19 protein-coding genes are annotated in these 18,647 nt (G+C 44.9%); 8 read left to right on the top strand and 11 right to left on the bottom strand.

Annotated elements, in window-relative coordinates; genetic code table 11:
• Window positions 1-5: 5 nt before the first annotated feature.
• Window positions 6-815 carry a hypothetical protein gene (locus H3H32_RS19790; RefSeq protein WP_182457384.1) on the bottom strand — a complete coding sequence of 270 codons (810 nt, stop codon included), beginning with the start codon at window positions 813-815 and terminating at the stop codon, window positions 6-8.
• Between the two features lie 212 nt (window positions 816-1,027).
• Here H3H32_RS19790 and H3H32_RS19785 point away from each other — a divergent pair, with 212 nt between their 5' ends.
• Window positions 1,028-1,852, top strand: a complete 825-nt coding sequence (locus tag H3H32_RS19785; protein WP_182457383.1) for a hypothetical protein — start codon at window positions 1,028-1,030, stop codon at window positions 1,850-1,852.
• Between the two features lie 168 nt (window positions 1,853-2,020).
• Window positions 2,021-3,034: a hypothetical protein gene (locus H3H32_RS19780; protein WP_182457382.1), complete on the top strand. Its 1,014-nt coding sequence runs from the start codon at window positions 2,021-2,023 to the stop codon at window positions 3,032-3,034.
• 60 nt (window positions 3,035-3,094) lie between these two features.
• On the opposite strand, the gene H3H32_RS19775 is transcribed toward H3H32_RS19780, so the two are convergent.
• The 6 genes from H3H32_RS19775 to galK form a co-directional block, all read right to left on the bottom strand.
• On the bottom strand, window positions 3,095-4,279 hold the full coding sequence (locus H3H32_RS19775; protein ID WP_240543418.1) for an Nramp family divalent metal transporter: 1,185 nt from the start codon (window positions 4,277-4,279) through the stop codon (window positions 3,095-3,097).
• Between the two features lie 89 nt (window positions 4,280-4,368).
• Window positions 4,369-4,842, bottom strand: a complete 474-nt coding sequence (locus H3H32_RS19770) for a Dps family protein (RefSeq protein ID WP_182457380.1) — start codon at window positions 4,840-4,842, stop codon at window positions 4,369-4,371.
• Window positions 4,843-4,934: 92 nt separating this feature from the next.
• Entirely contained in the window at window positions 4,935-5,876 is a 942-nt protein-coding gene (locus tag H3H32_RS19765) for a sugar phosphate isomerase/epimerase family protein (RefSeq protein ID WP_182457379.1), read from the bottom strand.
• A gap of 65 nt (window positions 5,877-5,941) precedes the next feature.
• Complete coding sequence (locus H3H32_RS19760) at window positions 5,942-6,622, bottom strand: cell division ATP-binding protein FtsE (RefSeq protein WP_182457378.1); 681 nt, start codon at window positions 6,620-6,622, stop codon at window positions 5,942-5,944.
• Window positions 6,623-6,703: 81 nt separating this feature from the next.
• Window positions 6,704-7,363 carry a fructose-6-phosphate aldolase gene (fsa, locus tag H3H32_RS19755; protein ID WP_182457377.1) on the bottom strand — a complete coding sequence of 220 codons (660 nt, stop codon included), beginning with the start codon at window positions 7,361-7,363 and terminating at the stop codon, window positions 6,704-6,706.
• Between the two features lie 62 nt (window positions 7,364-7,425).
• Entirely contained in the window at window positions 7,426-8,598 is a 1,173-nt protein-coding gene (gene galK / locus H3H32_RS19750; RefSeq protein ID WP_182457376.1) for a galactokinase, read from the bottom strand.
• A gap of 343 nt (window positions 8,599-8,941) precedes the next feature.
• Here galK and H3H32_RS19745 point away from each other — a divergent pair, with 343 nt between their 5' ends.
• From H3H32_RS19745 to H3H32_RS19735, 3 genes are all read left to right on the top strand, one after another.
• Window positions 8,942-9,664 carry a tetratricopeptide repeat protein gene (locus H3H32_RS19745; RefSeq protein WP_182457375.1) on the top strand — a complete coding sequence of 241 codons (723 nt, stop codon included), beginning with the start codon at window positions 8,942-8,944 and terminating at the stop codon, window positions 9,662-9,664.
• Between the two features lie 87 nt (window positions 9,665-9,751).
• Entirely contained in the window at window positions 9,752-10,102 is a 351-nt protein-coding gene (locus tag H3H32_RS19740) for a transmembrane 220 family protein (RefSeq protein WP_182457374.1), read from the top strand.
• Complete coding sequence (locus tag H3H32_RS19735) at window positions 10,099-10,941, top strand: hydroxymethylglutaryl-CoA lyase (protein WP_182457373.1); 843 nt, start codon at window positions 10,099-10,101, stop codon at window positions 10,939-10,941. The genes H3H32_RS19740 and H3H32_RS19735 overlap by 4 nt, the downstream gene beginning before the upstream one ends.
• Window positions 10,942-10,972: 31 nt before the next feature.
• Here H3H32_RS19735 and H3H32_RS19730 read toward each other — a convergent pair whose 3' ends face one another.
• A complete protein-coding gene (locus tag H3H32_RS19730; protein WP_182457372.1) occupies window positions 10,973-11,497 on the bottom strand; it encodes a DUF7935 family protein in 525 nt (174 codons plus the stop codon).
• A gap of 62 nt (window positions 11,498-11,559) precedes the next feature.
• On the opposite strand from H3H32_RS19730, the gene H3H32_RS19725 reads away from it, so the two are divergent.
• Together H3H32_RS19725 and H3H32_RS19720 are read left to right on the top strand one after the other, a co-directional pair.
• Window positions 11,560-11,856 (top strand): iron-sulfur cluster assembly accessory protein, encoded by a 297-nt coding sequence (locus H3H32_RS19725; protein ID WP_182457371.1) that lies wholly within the window; start codon window positions 11,560-11,562, stop codon window positions 11,854-11,856.
• A 91-nt stretch (window positions 11,857-11,947) separates the two neighbouring features.
• Window positions 11,948-15,793 carry a sensor histidine kinase gene (locus tag H3H32_RS19720; protein ID WP_182457370.1) on the top strand — a complete coding sequence of 1,282 codons (3,846 nt, stop codon included), beginning with the start codon at window positions 11,948-11,950 and terminating at the stop codon, window positions 15,791-15,793.
• Between the two features lie 96 nt (window positions 15,794-15,889).
• Here the strand turns inward: H3H32_RS19720 and H3H32_RS19715 are convergent, their stop codons facing one another.
• A complete protein-coding gene (locus tag H3H32_RS19715) occupies window positions 15,890-16,483 on the bottom strand; it encodes an HNH endonuclease (protein WP_182457369.1) in 594 nt (197 codons plus the stop codon).
• Between the two features lie 290 nt (window positions 16,484-16,773).
• On the opposite strand from H3H32_RS19715, the gene H3H32_RS19710 reads away from it, so the two are divergent.
• Window positions 16,774-17,145, top strand: a complete 372-nt coding sequence (locus H3H32_RS19710; RefSeq protein WP_182457368.1) for a CoA-binding protein — start codon at window positions 16,774-16,776, stop codon at window positions 17,143-17,145.
• 90 nt (window positions 17,146-17,235) lie between these two features.
• Here H3H32_RS19710 and H3H32_RS19705 read toward each other — a convergent pair whose 3' ends face one another.
• Both H3H32_RS19705 and purS read right to left on the bottom strand, forming a co-directional pair.
• Window positions 17,236-18,243, bottom strand: coding sequence for a 3-oxoacyl-ACP synthase III family protein (locus tag H3H32_RS19705; RefSeq protein WP_182457367.1), 1,008 nt, complete (start codon window positions 18,241-18,243; stop codon window positions 17,236-17,238).
• 104 nt (window positions 18,244-18,347) lie between these two features.
• Entirely contained in the window at window positions 18,348-18,599 is a 252-nt protein-coding gene (gene purS, locus H3H32_RS19700; protein ID WP_182457366.1) for a phosphoribosylformylglycinamidine synthase subunit PurS, read from the bottom strand.
• Window positions 18,600-18,647 lie beyond the last annotated feature (48 nt).

Here is an 18,647-nt window from a genome sequence, read left to right as displayed (position 1 = left end):
CCTACTTAACGTCGCTTGCGGCTATTTTTTTGTTGAACCAGATCCTGTTTGAATAGCAAAGGAACAGTAGCCTGTTCTGGTAAACTATAATTGATAGCCAGGTACTTCGCCGATTGAACTTTGGGGAAATAAACAAGTCCACGTACCGATTCGCCGGGTGCCACCGTAGTAGCTTTCAAGGCTAATTCCCGCCAGCGATACTCTTCATAATCATATCGTTGCATCCGATTGGCAAAGGTGCTATAATCGACGGCACGCTTAACCGCAATGCCTTGATAAGCAAGGCCATGAACAACTCGATTGTTTGTATATTCACGATAGGAACGACTATTGTTTGAGGACGAAACATCCGATGCAATAGCTGCCACCATCAAAATTGTATTAAATGCTTTAGCCCGCTTCAGTCGTTTTTCTTCTTCCTTACGCTTTATAGTCATACGACTAGCCTCATAAGCAGGATCAGCAGCCGAACGGGCCAGGATCGTATTCGGATGTTGGAGGTCGGAGAGGGTATCTTGTTCAGCGCCTAGTGCCACAAAGTGAAAATCGGCTGGATTGACATCAATGGGGTGATCAGTTCGGTTCTTGATCTCTATATCCAGGGTAATAAACTCCAGATCTTCGTGCTCAAACGAAGCCACGACACCCACGCCATTTTGCTCGGCTTTGGTCACTGGCCGACCATCTATCTGTGCCACATCGCCCGAAACTGGTTCAAGTCGATAAGCACTAGTTAAGGCTGGCGAACAACTATTCAGTGTACTAACCAGCAAACCAGCGGCCAGGGTATAGGTGAGGGTAGAAAGAAGCTTCATGAGTTGTACGAATTGAAGCAGATAAATCGATGTTCTTTTCGGTAAAGTTACGGAATCAAGTGATTCCGTTTCAGTAAGAACATATTAGTTTTAATAAGAAATCCAGCGCTACCTACCGATAAATAAAACATTGGCAAATTGTTGCCAATCAACAGATTAATCATAGCAAATTAAGCTCGTTAAACTGCTAATCCATACTAATCGAGCCATCTATGAAACGTTATGATTATATTTTTCTCGTCTTTGCTCTATTAACCAGTAGTCGACTTTTAGGGCAGGGGATAAGTGGTACATGGACGGGTACGCTGGGTTCACCTGCCAACTCGGCAATAGCGTTGCAGAGCGCCATTCTTTGGAAAGCGAATGGCCAGCAGATCAATGGCGAACTTCAGATTCGAGCTGGTGAGCGTGTCGATCAATACCAACTGCAAGGAACAACAACAAATACGAAAGCGCAAGGTACGGCAACTTATCCTGCTGACGGATCTATATTTCAATTTGAAACCACCCTACTCAATGGTCAGCTTTTAGTTAAGCTTGGTCAAAACGGGAACGTAACTATGTCGGGAACGTTGACGCGTGCCAACACAGGAGAGAAGCCTGGAGATACGAGAGCGGCACCTTCAAATTCAACAGCTTCTGCTGATGGTTTATACCGCGATCCTGCTTTGGTTGGTGCCTGGCAAACATCCAGCAATTATGGAGGAGGAAGCACTGATGGCGGCTTTTATGGAAGCACATCGTCCATTATGGTTCTGAAAGCCGATGGTACGTTTGGGGATGGTGGCTCGTCGGGTTATGCTAGTGGAGCAGGCGTCTCGGTGCAATCTTCGGGCAAAGGCAATTCGACTCTTTATGCGCAGTTGGCAGCGGCAGGGGCACGATGGTTCACGAAAGGTAATTTATTCTGCGTTCGGTTGCGGGTGAACGGGCAGATGCAGGAGGTGCCTTCCGCAAAGTATTACGTGGAGAATGGAAAACTGTTGATCACTGAGCTGAAGTCATCCAAAAAGACTCTGTACTATAAAACAAACTGAGTATAATTTGTTTATGCTTAACGGATTAAGGTATAGATTAGCTAGAAATTCATATTCAAATTTTTATCTTTGGGCTCTGTATTTCAGTTCATTGTAATTTACTTGACGAGTAAAAAACGGAACGAAAATTGCTATATTTAGTCATTATTTCCATAGCCAGATTTATCTATGAAACACGTTACTTTTACTTTACTTGTATTGACCACTAGCTTCGCGACGAAGACATTGGCGCAAAGCCAGATTATTACTCCTGACAACCAGGTGGTTAGTTTTCAGTCACCTAATGGCAACAATAATCTGTTTATTGGCCAAAGCACAACAGCTACAGTTGGCGGCACCGGCACATACAATACATTCATGGGTAGTATGGCTGGGCAAAAGAATGCAGCAGGCTCGTACAATACCTATTTTGGCTATAAAGCAGGTTTCCCTAATACCAGTGGAAGCCATAATACCTTCGTTGGTGTTGAGTCAGGTAGCTTAAATGTTGACGGCAGTGATAATGTTTTTATTGGTTATAATGCTGGGCAAAACAATCAGCGTGGTAATCGTAACCTTATTATTGGCCCCAATTCAGGTTTCGAAACGGTGGATGGTCAGGATAATACATTGCTGGGCGCTAATGCAGTTGGCGTTGGCGTAGGGCTTTCTAATGCCACAGCTATAGGCGCTAATGCGCGCGTGTTGAGCAGCAACGCAATGGTTTTGGGGAATAATGTAAATGTTGGTATTGGCACATCGTCGCCACAGAATCGACTGGAACTCACCGCTGGTACGGATGGGCGTAGTGGCCTTCGTTTGACAAATATGACAGCGAGCTCGCCGACGAGCGATGCAACGGCTAGTAAATTCCTGACCGTTAATGATAAAGGTGATGTTACCTTATCTGGAAGGCTTTCGACTGTAGCCATGCACGTACAACCTGCCTCGGAAAACCAATGGGCCGACTACGTGTTTGCGCCATCTTATAAGCTTCCATCGTTGACAGAAGTCGAGAAATACGTTCAGCAGAACAAACACCTTCCAGGTATTCCGAGTGCCACCGAGATGGTAAAAGAGGGCGTCGATTTAACAAAGTTGCTGGCTACGTTAGTAAAGCAGAACGAAGAAATGACTCTTCGTTTGATTGAGCAACAGAAGCGAATTGAACAGTTAGAGCGTGAGGTTCAAAAGAAGAAATAAATAGCTGACGATATAAATGAAAAGGAGTGGGCGCCAACTGCGTGTCCACTCCTTTTCGTTTTATGACTGAAATGCCAGCCAGACATTCCATAACCCCAGTATGGCAGTAACTAATACGATAGACCCCATTGCAACGTTTTGGGCCAATGAGTTGCGGTATTTACCCAGCAACGTTCGATTATTAACAGCAACAAACAGAAAAATGGTTACGAAGGGGAGGAGGATACCATTAATGGCCTGTACGGCAACAATTACGGGAATTGGCGTAACATTTAGCAAGCCAAAGGTCACTCCTGTAAGCATCACGACGATCCAGATGCCACGGTAAACAGGCGAATTCTTTTGAACACCCAGTAGGCTTTGTGCCGTTACAGCTGCTGCTAGTGGAGCCGTTAAGGAAGAGGCAAATCCGGCTGCTAATAAGCCAAAGGCGAACAAAGAGCCAGCCCATGAACCCAGGCTGTCCGTTAGAACTTGCGCCATGTGCGGATACGAAAAATCAGTAGGGATAAGCAGGCCAGCTAATAATAATACCACCGAGATAATGCCACCTAATACAACGGCAACCCAAATGCCGAGTCGCATTTCGCTAAGCGACTGACCAGGCACAATACTTGAACCAAAAAATAAATTGTAGGGGACTATCGTCGTTCCAATCAGGCTATTAATTAGCAGCAATGAGCCATCTGGAAAGCTGGGTGTGAGCAAAGACTTGGTTAATTGAGAGGGCGTAACAGGCGTTCCGAAGGCTACATACACAAAGGCCCCGCCCATGGCAAAGACAATCAAACCCAGAAAATTGGCCAAATTTTGGGTTGATCCAATCCATAACAGACCGATGCAAACTAACCCGATACCAACCGTTAAAGCAGGAACTGGTAGCCCGGTAAGTAAAGCCAGCCCAGATACTGCTCCCAAAATATTCCCGGCCTGGTACGCAGCACAACCTAAAAAAATAGCTAAAAATAAAACCCAGGATACCCAGCGTCCTTTTACTCCAGTGTATGTCTGGGAAATAACCTGTCCTAAATCTTGTCCGGTAGCAATGGTAATGCGTGCTGCGGCTTCTTGCAGCCAGACAGTGCCAAGTGTGGCAAAGGTAAGTACCCAGAGTAGTTGGAGCCCATATTTCGAACCAGCAATAGCGCAGGCAGTAACGGAACCGGGACCAATAAATGCGGCTGAGATAACCGACCAAAATAAAATACTGCCGAGACCTGAACGGAGAGAAAGAGATTTGGGCACGATATGAAATTGATGAATAATGGATAATGAAAAATGAATATAAGGCTTTTTGCCATTACCCATTGATCATTATCCATTATTCATTAAAACTACGAAAGATACTTCCGTAGCATCCAGGCCATAGCTTCATGAGCTTCCATCAGACCCGTCAAAAAGTCAGCGGTACCAGCGTCTTTTAATTCCTCATCACACTTTTCAACATCGTCACGAAGCTCGCGAACAATCTGTTCATGGTCTGATAAGAGATTCCTGAACATGTCAGCCGTGTCTTTAGGCTTGCCTGAATCTTCTTTCAGGCTGGTGTTATGAATAAACTCGGCCATAGTAGCCAAAGGGGTTCCCCCTAACTGTCGGATACGCTCGGCTACTTCATCAATTTCGGCTTCAATAGCTTTGTACTGGCTTTCAAAGAATTTATGATATTCCATGAAATTCGGCCCTGCGACGTTCCAGTGGTATTTGCGGGTTTTAATATAGAGTACGTGTAGATCAGACAAAAAGTCGTTTAGTAGGGTATTGTCCTGTTTAAGAACATCTTTTTCAAGGCCTATATTGGGTTGCATAATGATAACGTGAGTTTAATTGACTTGGTTATTTATGAATACACTGCGTTGTGCAGCATACGGATGAATAACTGTCAATTGAACGGTTTGTTTCAGTAGCCTAGCAACCCTGAGAAAAAGGTTTTAGCATAAGTCAGGTCTTGCTTATGCGCTTCTACTGGCCCCATTGTATTTGGCGATCCTTTCTCCAGGCATTGTTCCAGAACCAGCAATGGGCGGCTATTGATTGCTTTCAAATCGGTGGTAAGACGTTGGTAATCAATATCACCCTTTCCAAACGTTTCTTGCCAAATTCCCTCGCGCGATTGCCGAATATGAACCTCGACGATGCGTTTACCGTACAATTTTATCACATCGAATAACGCCACTTGCGAATTCCCCGACCCTCGATATACCCAGTGCGCATCTAAACAAAGGGATACGTTTTTAGGATCGGTTGCGAGAAGCATATGGTGAAACTCACGGGCGGCCTGCCGGTGTTCGGGCGCGTGCGTATGATAAGCTAGCGTGATATCACGTTTCCGTAGCTCTGCTCCCAGACGATCCAGGTTACGGGCCTGCTCAACCAACTCGGCATCTGATTTATCGTCGTTACTGCCCCACTTAATTGGGCTAGGGTTGGTTACAAAAATACTGGTTCCAATTGGGCGGGCAGCCTCAGCAATGGCCAGGACCGTATCAATGGATTTTTGGGCCTCAGCTGCTTGATGCAATGTGCTGTTAACGTATAAAGAAGGCATTGCCAGCTTATATTTTTTTAACAGTGGGATGAGTTTGGTGACTTCTTCGGCGGAGTTAATTGCTGGTTCATAGGCCGTTAAGCCAGATTGAGTCAGTTCGCTCAATGACGCATCGGGATCAGCCATCCAGGTTTTTCCCTGCCGTCCGTAGAAAGTAAGCCAGCTATAGGAATTGCAGGCAATCGGGTATGGCTTTACTGCGGCTTTGGCCTGGACTAATTTAGTTTCTGGGAGCAAAGAAATTCCAGTAAGCGCTGTAAGCGTGCTTAGGAAATGACGACGACGAAGATGCATAAAGCCGGGGTTTATCCCGTCTAAAGAATCCAGATCAGCCTCCTTACTTATAGTCTACGATTGAATTAACCACCTAGTTCGACAACCTGCCCATCCTGACAGCGCAATACGCGGGCGGGATATTTGTTAAGAAGGTCGTAGTTGTGCGTAGCCATGAGCACAGCGGTTCCGGCATTATTGATTGCCTGAAACACTTTCATAATTTGGTCGGATACCGCCGGATCAAGGTTTCCGGTAGGTTCATCGGCAATGAGAATGAGGGGTTCATTCAGCATGGCACGGGCAATCACAACGCGTTGTTGTTCACCGCCTGAGAGTTGGTGAGGCATTTTTTTCTGGGCTGTTCCCAGGCCAACCTGCATGAGCACATCAGCAATGCGGTTGTTCATATCAACCTTGTTGTTCCAGCCAGTGGCTTTCAGAACGAACTTCAGGTTGTCTTCTACAGTACGATCAAAAAATAATTGAAAGTCCTGAAAAACGATGCCAATTTTTCGGCGGAGCTGCGGAATATCGCGGGGTTTGAGCGAGTCGAGTGGATAACCAGCGACAAGCCCTTTGCCATTCTGAAGCCACAAATCGGCGTACAATGTTTTTAATAAAGATGTTTTTCCACTACCAGTTCGCCCAATAAGATAGGCAAAATCACCCTTATTGATCTGAAACGATACATCGCCTAATACCAGTTTTTTGTCCTGATAAATATCGGCATGGTCGAGCGTAAGGACGGATTCTGTGGAAAACATAGGGATTTACGATTTACGATTTACGGTTTACGATGTATAACGACAAATCGCACATCGTAAACCGTAAATTGTAATTCAATTTTATTTTTTCTCAGCTTTCGCGTGATCGGCCAGGAATTTGGCAAGACCACTGTCAGTCAGAGGATGATTGAGCAACATTTTAATAACGCCCAAAGGAGCGGTCATAACATCTGCACCGATTTCGGCACACTGAATAACGTGCATTGGGTGACGTACCGATGCGGCCAATACTTCAGTTGTATATCCGTAGTTCGTGTAGATATTTACGATTTGCTCGATCAGAGCCATACCATCCGTCGAAATATCGTCCAAACGGCCTACGAACGGCGATACATAGGTAGCACCAGCTTTAGCAGCCAACAAAGCCTGACCGGCCGAGAATACTAATGTACAGTTGGTACGAATGCCTTTTTCCGAGAAATATTTGATGGCTTTGATGCTATCGCCACTCATTGGCACCTTTACCACGATGTTCTCGTCGATATCAGCCAATTCTTCGCCCTCTTTAATCATCTCATCGTAGGTAGTTGAGATAACCTCCGCGCTTACGTCACTTTGAACGATTTCGCAGATTTGCTTATAATGGCGCATTACGCTGTCTTTGCCCGTAATACCTTCTTTGGCCATTAACGAAGGGTTGGTTGTAACGCCGTCAAGAATACCCATTTCCTGGGCTTCTTTAATGTCAGCCAGATTGGCTGTGTCAATGAAAAATTTCATGGTAAAATAGAGTTAATTAATTGTCTATGGTCAGTAAATCTATAAGCTGTTTTTTAGTCCATTTACTTATTATGATCTACTGCCTTGCTAACTACACTCGTTCCGTTTTGGATTTTGCAGACGTGAAGGTACGTATCTTTACCCGTTTGGGCTTTGTATTGTTTCATAATCAGGCTCGTAAATGTATCAATGGCCTCTTCGCGCACCAGATTGATAGTACACCCGCCAAAACCTCCGCCCATCATACGAGCACCTAGTACACCCGGATGCTGCCGGGCAATGTCCACCAGTATATCTAATTCGGGGCAACTAACTTCATACCATTCGCTTAACCCTTCATGAGAACCGTACATCAGTTGCCCAAACGTAGCAATATCATTGGCTTCGAGTGCGGCTACGCCATCAAGCAGGCGCTGATTTTCCTGTACTACGTAGGCACATCGCCGATAAATTAATGGCTCTGCATCACGAAGATGTTGGTCCAGCATTGGCATCGTTACATCGCGCAGACTCTTGATTTCAGGATAAAACGTTTGGAGAAAACGAACGCCCGCTTCACATTCTGAACGACGTGTGTTGTATTCTGAAGTCACCAGAGAATGTTTCACTCGTGAATCGCAGAGGACAATACTGATGCCATCCATTTGTAAAGGAGCATAGGTGTATTCGAGCGATCGGCAGTCGAGCTTAATAACATGATCAGCTTTGCCCATCATACTCGCAAACATATCCATAATTCCAACTTTCGCGCCAACAAAGTCGTTTTCGGCGCGTTGCGAGAATTTGAGTAAGGTTATACGATCAAGCCCCAGGTTGAATAATTCGTTGAGGGCAAAACCAACGCCATTTTCAAGAGCTGCCGATGACGATAGCCCCGCACCCATTGGAATTGTACCGCCAAAAACGCAGTTAAAACCACCGACCTCATGACCTGAAAGCCGAAATTGGGCAACTGTCCCCAGTAAATAATCGGCCCAGGTAGTTGTCGGAATCAGGTTGTCGAGAGAACCTTGGTAGGTTTTGTTCAAATCATGGGCTACGAAATGCAGCTCATTGTCTGAACGAGGGCCAACGGCTAGGTAAATTGCTTTGTCGATGGCAGCTGGAAGAACAAACCCTTCGTTATAATCGGTATGTTCGCCAATGAGATTAACACGACCAGGTGAGCAAATCAACAACGGATCGGTATGAAATGAATTCTGAAAGGAAGTGGTGAGTTGGCTAAGCAGGTCCATCTTAGTTAGAGAATTTAGCGGTCTGATACAGCTAAACGCATAACCCGCTAAACAGCATAACCGCACTGGGCGGAAATAAAAAATGGCAAACCAATGTCTCACCGCTACGACCACCTACCCTTGCTTCGGTCAAGACCTGGGGGATTCAGCAGGAGCTGGTAGCACCGATTTGCCGATGCAAAGTTAAGCAATTGTTCGTCAAACGACCAAATTTCACACGTACCTTTGTCCAAATTAAGTTTTAAAGTTTAAAATTTTCAGTATTCGGTTTACGGTGGGCTGACGCATTGGTACCATCGGCAACCCACCGTAAACCGAATACTGAAAACCAAAACCTCAGCTAATGAAGCGATTATCATTCTACATTATTCATTTTACATTATTCATTTTGTCCGCATGCAACTCATCCGATAATTATGTTGAACAGGGAAGGACTTATTTAAAAGAAGGTAAATTTCGGGAAGCAGTACAGGTGCTGAATCAGGCAATCGAGTCTGATGCCGACAACTCTGAAGCATTTAATTCAAGAGGGGTTGCTTATTTTGAGTTAAAAGAATACGCCAATGCTGCCCTTGATTACGATCAGGCCATTAAGCTAGCCCCCGATTTTTACCGGCCTTATTACAATCGGGGATTACTGAAAGTGGCCCAAAATGATTTGCCCGGCGCCTTAAAAGATTATTCGGATGCCATTCGATTTGCCCCAGATACCAGCCGCAGCATCAGTGCCGAACTATTTCTGAATCGTGGGCAGTTATTTGCAACACAGGGGCAGACGCAACCTGCCTTGACGGATTTTTCGCAGGCCATAACGTTAGATTCGACCAATGCACTCGCTTTATACAATCGAGGGAACTTGCGGTTTCAGCAAAAAGAACTTGCTGGGGCCACTGACGATTTTCTAAAAGCCGTGAAAGCGGACCCGAAATTTGGGAAGGCATTTTATGGGTTGGGCATTGCACAATTGTTGCAGAATGCCCGCGAAAATGGTTGCCTTAACTTAAAACAGGCTCAGGTATTGGGCTATGCCGATGCGGCTACAGCTGTGGCGGAATATTGTAAGTAAGTCGCTAGTCAATAATGGTCAGTCAATAGTTGATTAGACGAGTAGAATGAACGCTATTGACGGACCACTATTGACTAGATAACGATTATGCGTAAAATCCTTTTGATCACCTTTGGCATACTCTTCATTTTATTTGCCGCCGTACAGTACAATGACCCAGACCCACAGATCTGGATTCCTATTTATGGGGTCGCTGCCATAGCCTGTTTTATGGCTTATGCGAATGTTGGCGAATGGTGGGTTTTTGCCATATTGGGTGGTATTTATATCGGCGCGGCTGTTTATCAGTGGCCACCAAAATTCGAAGGATTTTTGTTTAGTGAAGTAGGTATGCGGAGCATGAACATCGAAATGGCGCGCGAAGCGGGTGGATTAGCCATCTGCGCTATTGTGATGGTTGTGCTGGCCATAATCATGCGTCAACAAGCTCGCCGATGAAACTTATAGAGTGCCCACGCGATGCCATGCAGGGGTTGACTCATTTTGTGCCAACAGACCTCAAAATTCAATACCTGAACACCTTGCTTCAGGTTGGCTTCGATACCCTCGATTTTGGGAGTTTCGTGTCGCCCAAAGCAATTCCGCAACTACGCGATACGGCTGAAGTATTAGCCGGGCTTACTCTGTCGAAAACCAAAACGAAACTGCTGGCTATTGTTGCTAACCTGCGTGGCGCCGAGCAGGCTGCTGCCTATCCGCAAATCCAATACATCGGTTTTCCGCTGTCAATTTCAGAAACCTTTCAGCAGCGTAACACAAACAAGACAATAGCGCAGGCTTTTGCCGAAGTGGCCGATATTCAGAAGGTGTGCCTTGACGCAGGTAAGCAGTTGGTTGTTTACTTGTCGATGGGTTTTGGTAATCCCTATGGTGATCCCTACAGCCCTGAATTAGCAAGTCAGTTTACGACCAGGCTGGTGGAATTAGGCATTTCAATAATTGCTCCCTCAGATACTGTTGGCTCATCGACCCCCGAATCAATTGAAGTACTTTTTAAGCACCTAATCGAAGCCTTTCCAACTGTCGAATTTGGGGCTCACTTGCACGCTCGTCCGGGCGAAGCCGATGCCAAAGTGCGCGCTGTTGTACGAGCGGGCGTACAGCGAATAGATGGCGCGTTACGAGGTTTTGGGGGGTGCCCCATGGCAGCTGACGACCTGACGGGTAATTTGCCTACTGAAGAAATCATCCAAACACTCGGGAGCGAAGGGATAGCCCTTCCAATCAATCAAGCAGCCTTACAAAAAGCACTGATGGTTTCGGCAGGTGTGTTTTAGTGTAGCGCGGACAGGATGTCCGCGCTACAAATCACATAAACATTGCCTGAATCTCTGCCTTCAGGGCATGGAGGGCTTCGGAAGTGGGCTGCTTATCGCGCTGAATAATTCGTTCGAAAATTCGCTTCGATAGTTCAAGTGCCGGTGCGTCGGGTTGGGTGTCGCCCGATGCCTGATTGACAAGGGTCATTACGTCGTTCATCGCAGCCTGAATCTGATCCCAGATAGCTTGACTCATATACACTTGCTGAGATAGATTGTGATTATACTCTTCCCGAATCTCGTGCAGAAGCCGTTGCTGAAACTCCAGCACAGTTGTCGAACTGCCGCCTAATCGCAACAATAAATTATTAGGGCTAATACGTTCCAGAAACAGAGTCATGCGTTCATAAGCTTGCAATCGAATCGGTACAACAGTTTCGGTGTAGCGGGCTTGTACATCGTATTTATGACGATCGGCTTCACGCTCCAGTAAGAGTTTCACGGTGAGGTACATACCGTATAATACCAGGCCGGCGGGTACAATCAGTTTCAAAAAGTCGCTCAATAGATCCATAGAGAGAGGGAACGTTGTTCCGTAAAAATGGGTAATTTTGAAAAAAGGGTTTATTGTATTTTATGCTGACAATTGACAATCCTGTATACGTTCGGCCTGAAGCGCGTCAACAGATTCTGGACACATTACAGGCTAATAAAATTCCCGGCGAGTACGGATTGCGCGTTGGTGTACGCGGAGGAGGCTGCGGATCATCCTGGTTATTAGGGTTTGATTTGCCTGGCCCGACCGACGAAGTGTATAACGTAGAAGGCGTGCGGGTCATTATTGATCGGAAGCATTTACTTTATGTATTGGGTGCTGAAATTGGCTATGAAACCGGCGGCTACACAGTCGATAAACCGGTAGTGGAGAAATGATAAGTAGTCAGTGTGAATCGATTAACTAACTAGTAAAAAACTTGGCATGATTTTAGGGATTGTTTTTGACTAAGACAATACTACCCATTTTGTGAAGCGTATCGAGAAACATATTTTTCTGCTACTGGCAGTACTGGCTGGAGGATTAGCTATTTTATGCTTCTTCTTACTGGAACAGAATGCCCCTGGTGCTACGGATGAACAATATGTAAGTGCTGTTCAGCAGCGGGTGAAAGATGAAATGAAGATCAGTGATACTGATCTGGATAGCGTAGCTGACTTACTGAAGCGCAATCCTAAATCAACGTTCACCAATTTATTTAAACTACCTACCCACTATCCTTATTTCGTATTTCAGGCCAAACAATTAGTCTATTGGTCAGATTATCGGTTTATTCCAGACTATAGTCAGCTTGCCTATGTCACCACGACTCCCAAGCTGATTAATTTTGAACAGGGTAGATACATTGTTAGCCACCGTCGTGTATCTGTCGGGGCAGAGGTACTGGATGTATTTTCGTTAGTCAATATTTATCGATACTACCATAGCAGTAATGCGTATCTGCAATCGGGTTATAACCCGGATATATTTGCCCTTGACCCTAAGTCGGTTATCGATAAACGACAAAATACATATCAGGCAATTTATGACAATAGTTCGGCCTTCTTGTTTTCGGTAGAGCCGCCCAAGGTCGACGCTTATCGTAATCATTCAACGCCAGTCAATACGGTTATTCTGGCTACATTATTTATTGTTTTTCTCGGTCTTTACGTTCTGCAACTGATGTTCCGGCTTCGAAAGGAACGTCATTATGAATGGGGCTTTGTTGGGTTGGCTGCCTACTTATTGCTCCTTAGGGCAGTGATGCTCTACTTCGGTGTCCCGTTTTTATTCATCGAAACAGATCTGTTTAATCCCAAGTATTATGCCTCGTCTATTCTGGTTCCATCTCTGGGCGATCTGTTACTCAATGCATTAGTCGTTACCATATTGGCCTTCTATTGGGTTAGGTATTACTACCGCTCAAAAACCTATATGTTGCTACTACGCCAGCCTCACTGGCTAAAATTAGTCTTATCGGTAGGCTGTGTAGTTGGCAGTTACCTGGTTTTTGCACTGTGCTATGTCGAGTTGAATAATATTTACGAGAAGTCTCAGTTTACGCTCGACATCACCCTTAACATCCATTTTTCGTTTCTGAAAATAGTTTGCCTGGTGGTTTTCATAACCATTTCCTGCATTTACTTTTTGATCACTCATTTGCTGGGCAGCCTTTTTCTGCGGTATAATCGGGGCAGTAATATTGGGGCTGGCTTGTTGCTAATTGTGGCAGGCACCGTGCTAAGTGGCGGGGTTTGGCTTATTCTGGGTGGGACATTAGATAGTGTGTTCCTGCTGAATGGACTTTATTTCCTGCTTATTTATATAAGCCAGCTACCGAAGACTTTATACACATTTCGCTACAAAACCTCCATTTATCTGTTTCTGGCGGCCTTCATATGCGCTGTCATGACAGCCTATGTGGTTTACAATCAGGAAATTAGAAAACAGCTGAATCATGAACAGGAGTTTGCTACGCAGCTTCTGGCCGAAAACGATGTGTTTGGAGAATTTCTGATGAGTAAGGCTCAGGAATCGATTCAAAAGGATACTGAAATTGCCCATTCTTTACAATCCGACACGTTGTTGGTGCGGGAACGGATTCAACAGCGGGTGAAGAGTTTGCACCTGGATAAGTATTTTGATAAATACGATATCGAGGTATTTTCCTTTCGAGCCAATGGGCGACCGCTGGACATCAGCCCAAATCCTATTTCGCTGAGCACTCTGACGAGTCGTTATCGACAACCGAATTACAAAACTGAGTATTCAGGCGTATATTTCGTTAATGAGCTTGGTAACCAGTTTGTTAAACAATATGTATGTTTCGTAGCTATTCCCAGGCCGAATCTGGTTCGTTCGCAAGGCGCTTTCCAGAGTGATACATTAGGTTATGTCGTGTTGGATTTACGGTTGCGTAATGAACGGCCTAAAAGCGTTTATCCTGAATTGTTGGTCGATACAAAGTTTACGCAAAATTCAGATACACAGGAATATAGCTATGCCTTCTTTTCGGGACCAGCTTTAGGTAATTCGTCGTTTGGTCCTGCGAAGCATCGGTTGCTTTATAGTGGACCAGGGAGTTATAATTATGATCGGAGGCTTGATTTGTCGTTGCTCGACAATCCAACTCTGTTTAGTACTGGGATCTCGAGTAACAAGTATCATCACATTGCTCAGCGTGGTCGCGATGGGCATATTGTTGTCGTTTCTTCGCCTGAGTATCCCTTCCGAAATATCTTTTCCAATTTCTCCTTTCTGTATCTGTTACTGGTGCTGACGGTGATTCTGGTCATTTTGGGTTACGCCATAAATTACCGCTTCTCCAAGTTCAATATTAATTACTCGACCCGGATTCAGATTTTGCTGAATCTGGCCTTCTTTCTACCGCTGATCTTTGTGATTCTTATCATTCTAGGGGTCATCAGTTCTAACTACGTTGATAATCAGAAGAATACCTACATCAGCAACACGCGAAATATTGCGACCAATTTTCTAGCGTATCTGGACGAGCACCTGTATACGAAAAAGCGTAGTAAAGCGTCGATGGAGGAGGAGTTAGGCAAAATTGCCCGAGACGCCAATATTGATATCAATCTGTTCGACACGAAGGGGCAGTTGTATACATCGACCCGACCCCTTATTTACGAAAGCGGTTATTTATCCAAACGGATTAATCCGGAGGCTTACATTCATATTATTGAGGATAAGGAGAACCAAATATTGCTCGATGAATCACTGGGTAGTAAGCAATATCGAACGGCCTATGCAGGCATTAAATCATACGATGGCCGCTTGTTGGGCGTGTTGAGCATTCCTTATTTTTATGCGCAGCCAGAACTTGATCGGAAAATTATTGAGGTCATTGCAACCTCGCTAAGCATTTTTACCGCTCTATTTTTATTCTTCCTGATATTATCCTACTTCGCATCGCACATGCTGACGAAGCCGCTTCGGTTGTTGACGCAGAAAATCAGGAAAACGAATCTTGAGCTGCCTAATGATCCATTGCCCTGGCAATCGGACGACGAAATTGGATTGCTTATTCAAGAGTATAACCGTATGCTTTTGAAGCTGGAAGAAAGCAAGCAGGCACTGGCTCAAACCGAAAAACAATCGGCCTGGCGCGAGATGGCCAAGCAAGTGGCTCACGAAATCAAAAACCCCCTCACGCCTATGAAGCTTACGTTGCAACATCTGCAACGGACGTTTCCTAATGCGAAGGATTCATCGGCTGGAGCCAATGACCCCGCTCGTCGGATTATTCTGCGGACGTTTGATTCACTGCTGGATCAAATTGACAACCTGAGTGATATTGCTACGTCGTTTTCGGAATTTGCCAAAATGCCCCTGCCGAAGAAGGAGGTTTTTGAAGTGGCAGGCGTATTCAACAAAACTGCCGATTTATACGGCGATGATAAACGAATTACCCTTCGACGGGACATTACGTCAGGTCCGGTTATGGTTGTTGGCGATCGACAGCTCATTGGCCGTATCCTGACCAATTTGCTGATCAATGCGATTCAATCTGTACCGCCGGAGCGAAAAGCTGTTATTGATTTGAAGTTGTACACCAATAGCGATGCAGTTCAGATCGAAATTCATGATAACGGAGCAGGCATTCCAGAGGCCATTCAGAGTAAAGTTTTTCTCCCTAATTTTAGTACCAAACGGGGCGGTTCGGGGCTAGGCTTAGCCATTGCCAAGCGAGGAGTTGAACATGCAGGAGGTACCATTTGGTTTGAAACCACCGAAGATGTGGGTACCTCATTTTTTGTGTCACTTCCCTTAGCTGGCGTGCCTGGGCCGATGGTTGGCGAATCGGTGAACTATTAAATTGTCAGGAGTTGTCAAGATCTGTCAGGTATCGTCAAGTAACTATACCTGACAGATCTTGACAACTCCTGACAATTTTATGACGATCATTACCCGCTACTCAATCGTAACATGCTTCCAGTTTTCGCCGGATCGGATACGGTTTAGTTGCGTGTGGGTGATACCAAACTGCTTGGCAATCATTTTCAACCTGTTTTTGTCGTTAAGTAGCAGCTTTTTAATGATTTTAACCTTACTCTCAGTGAGTTTGTAATTGCGGGTCTGGCGGGGCAATTGCCGGTTTTTGAGACTAGGATTATTCCGATTGTGCTCAATCATTTCATCTTTCGTGACCCATTTCAGGTTCTGATAATAGTTATTCTGCTTATCATGATCAACGTGAATCACAAACGTCTGATCGGCGTTTTCACGTTTTAGAAACTGTTCAGCAACTAGTTTATGGACGTAGCGGTTGAAGGTTTTCCCTCCAGAGCGAATATTAAGCGACCGATACCCCTGAATAACGGACCCTTTTATTGGTTTGCCAGGTGTTTTTCCCGAAAAAGTATTGGGGGGTGTTGTAGAGGAAGACTGAAAACTGCGCAACCTGCCATAATTTGAAACCTCATAATGAGGAGGGTTCTCAATTCCTTCAAACACAATTGGTGTCCACTTTTCATTCCAGAAGCTTTGGGTCCCTTTCGCATCCATAACCTACGTTTTTATATTTAGCGTTGGATAAGCTAATTCATGTGATGATTGCTTAACAACTGTGTAGTAAAATAGTTGTCAGTTTTTTAATATATTGATTGTATCGCCTATATAATTGGTAAAGAAGCGCATGTCTATGATAAGCTATTGATAATGAACCAATTTTATGGAGAAGTAACGTTAGCCTCAGATTTTTTTGCGAAGATTCTGGAAATGCTCAAAACTGCTTAGATGCCAGATTTGTTAAGAACGCATAGGTATGTACGATTAATGTATATATCTGTAAAATAATGGATACGAACGCAAAGAAAACGTTAGTAATTGGAGCTACTGAGAAATCGGGGCGCTATGCAAATTTGGCCGCTTACAGTTTGCTTCGGCACGGGCATGAGATCGAACTGCTTGGCTTGAAGGAGGGCCAGATTGAAGGAAATACAATTCATATCGGAGAGCCCGCTCTCGAAGACATTGATACAGTCACGATGTATGTTGGCCCCCAAAATCAGCCCCAATTATATGACTATATCAAAAGCTTGAAGCCTCGCCGGGTAATATTTAATCCTGGGGCCGAAAACCCAGAATTTGAGAAACAGCTCCAGGCAGAAGGAATTGAGCCTATAGAAGCCTGTACCTTAGTTATGCTGTCGATCGGAACGTATTGAGTAGAGTGTGTGTGATGTATGATGTAGGATATATGATGTACACTAGAGAAATACATCATACATCATACATCCTACATTATATAGATCATCTTACCATTTAATTAGCGCTGAAGCCCAGGTAAAACCGCTACCAAATGCGGCCAGACAAATTAAGTCGCCGGATTTGATGCGTCCTTGTTCAAAGGCTTCTGTCATGGCAATGGGAATCGACGCTGCGGTCGTATTGCCATACTGCTGAATATTATTGAATACTTTTTCTTCGGGTAAGTTCATTTGCTGCCGAACGTACTCCGAAATCCGAATATTGGCCTGATGCGGTACTAGCAAAGCCAGATCATCCGCTCTATAGCCATTGGCTTCTAAGCTCTCATTAATTACTTCCATAAACCGAACGACAGCATGCTTAAAAACAGCATTGCCATTCATGGTTACGTTGTAATTGCCGTCAGTTAACGTGGCTTCACTAATCCACCGGCCTTCCCGACTACTGCCTGGATCACGTACATACAATTCTTCAGCATAGCGACCATCGGCGTGAAGATGGGTCGATAAAACACGATGATCAGGGTCAGTAGTTGCCTGTAAAACAGCAGCGCCGGCTCCATCGCCGAAAATAACAGCGACACCCCGACCTGCATTACTTTTATCGAGAAATGTTGACTGGATTTCCGAACCGACAACCAGAATGGTTTTATACATTCCCGTTTTGATGAACTGGTCGGCAATGGATAGCCCATAGACAAAGCCTGAGCACTGATTCCGAATATCGATAACCCCGATGCCTTCGAGCCCCAGTTCACGCTGCATCAGAAAAGCAGAACCCGGAAAGTAATAGTCCGGCGTGATAGTTGCATAAACGATTAGATCAACATCTTTAGCGGCCAGACCAGCGCGATCGAGTGCCATCCGCGAGGCTGCCGTTGCCATGCTGGCGTTGGTATCTTTGCCGGGGGTGAAATAGCGTCGTTGTTTGATGCCCGTCCGTTCCTGAATCCAGGCATCCGACGTATCCATATATTGGGTCAGGTCGTTGTTGGTAACAATGTTATCCGGAACGTAAAACCCTAATCCCTTGATACTAGAATAAATTGTATTCATTCGCTGTTGCAAAATAGTTGGCAAAAATAGTACTTTTTGTGGTGCGTATTCTCTCGAATTCACCAATTGTACTATTTGTGCCGGAAAAAGACAATGGATGCCTTTTAAGCTGTATGCAGCTCAAATGAATATTCTTCCATAATAAGATTGGCCAGCAACTGACGGCAGGCTGAATCGACGGTTGTACGAGCCTGTTCTTCGGTGTCGGCATCTACTTCAAGCCGAATGTGTTTACCAATACGAACGTTGTCGATCGTATCCATTTGGAGATTATGAAGCCCCAACTTAACGGCCTTGCCTTGTGGGTCCAAAATTTCCGAACGGGTCATGATGTTAATTTCAGCGATGTATTTCATTATTTAATGAGTGAAAGGGTGAAAGAACGAAAGAGTGAATTTTGAGTG

It is taken from the genome of Spirosoma foliorum, from assembly GCF_014117325.1.
GTDB classification, from domain to species: domain Bacteria; phylum Bacteroidota; class Bacteroidia; order Cytophagales; family Spirosomataceae; genus Spirosoma; species Spirosoma foliorum.
This window is presented reverse-complemented; position numbering and strand designations above follow the sequence as displayed.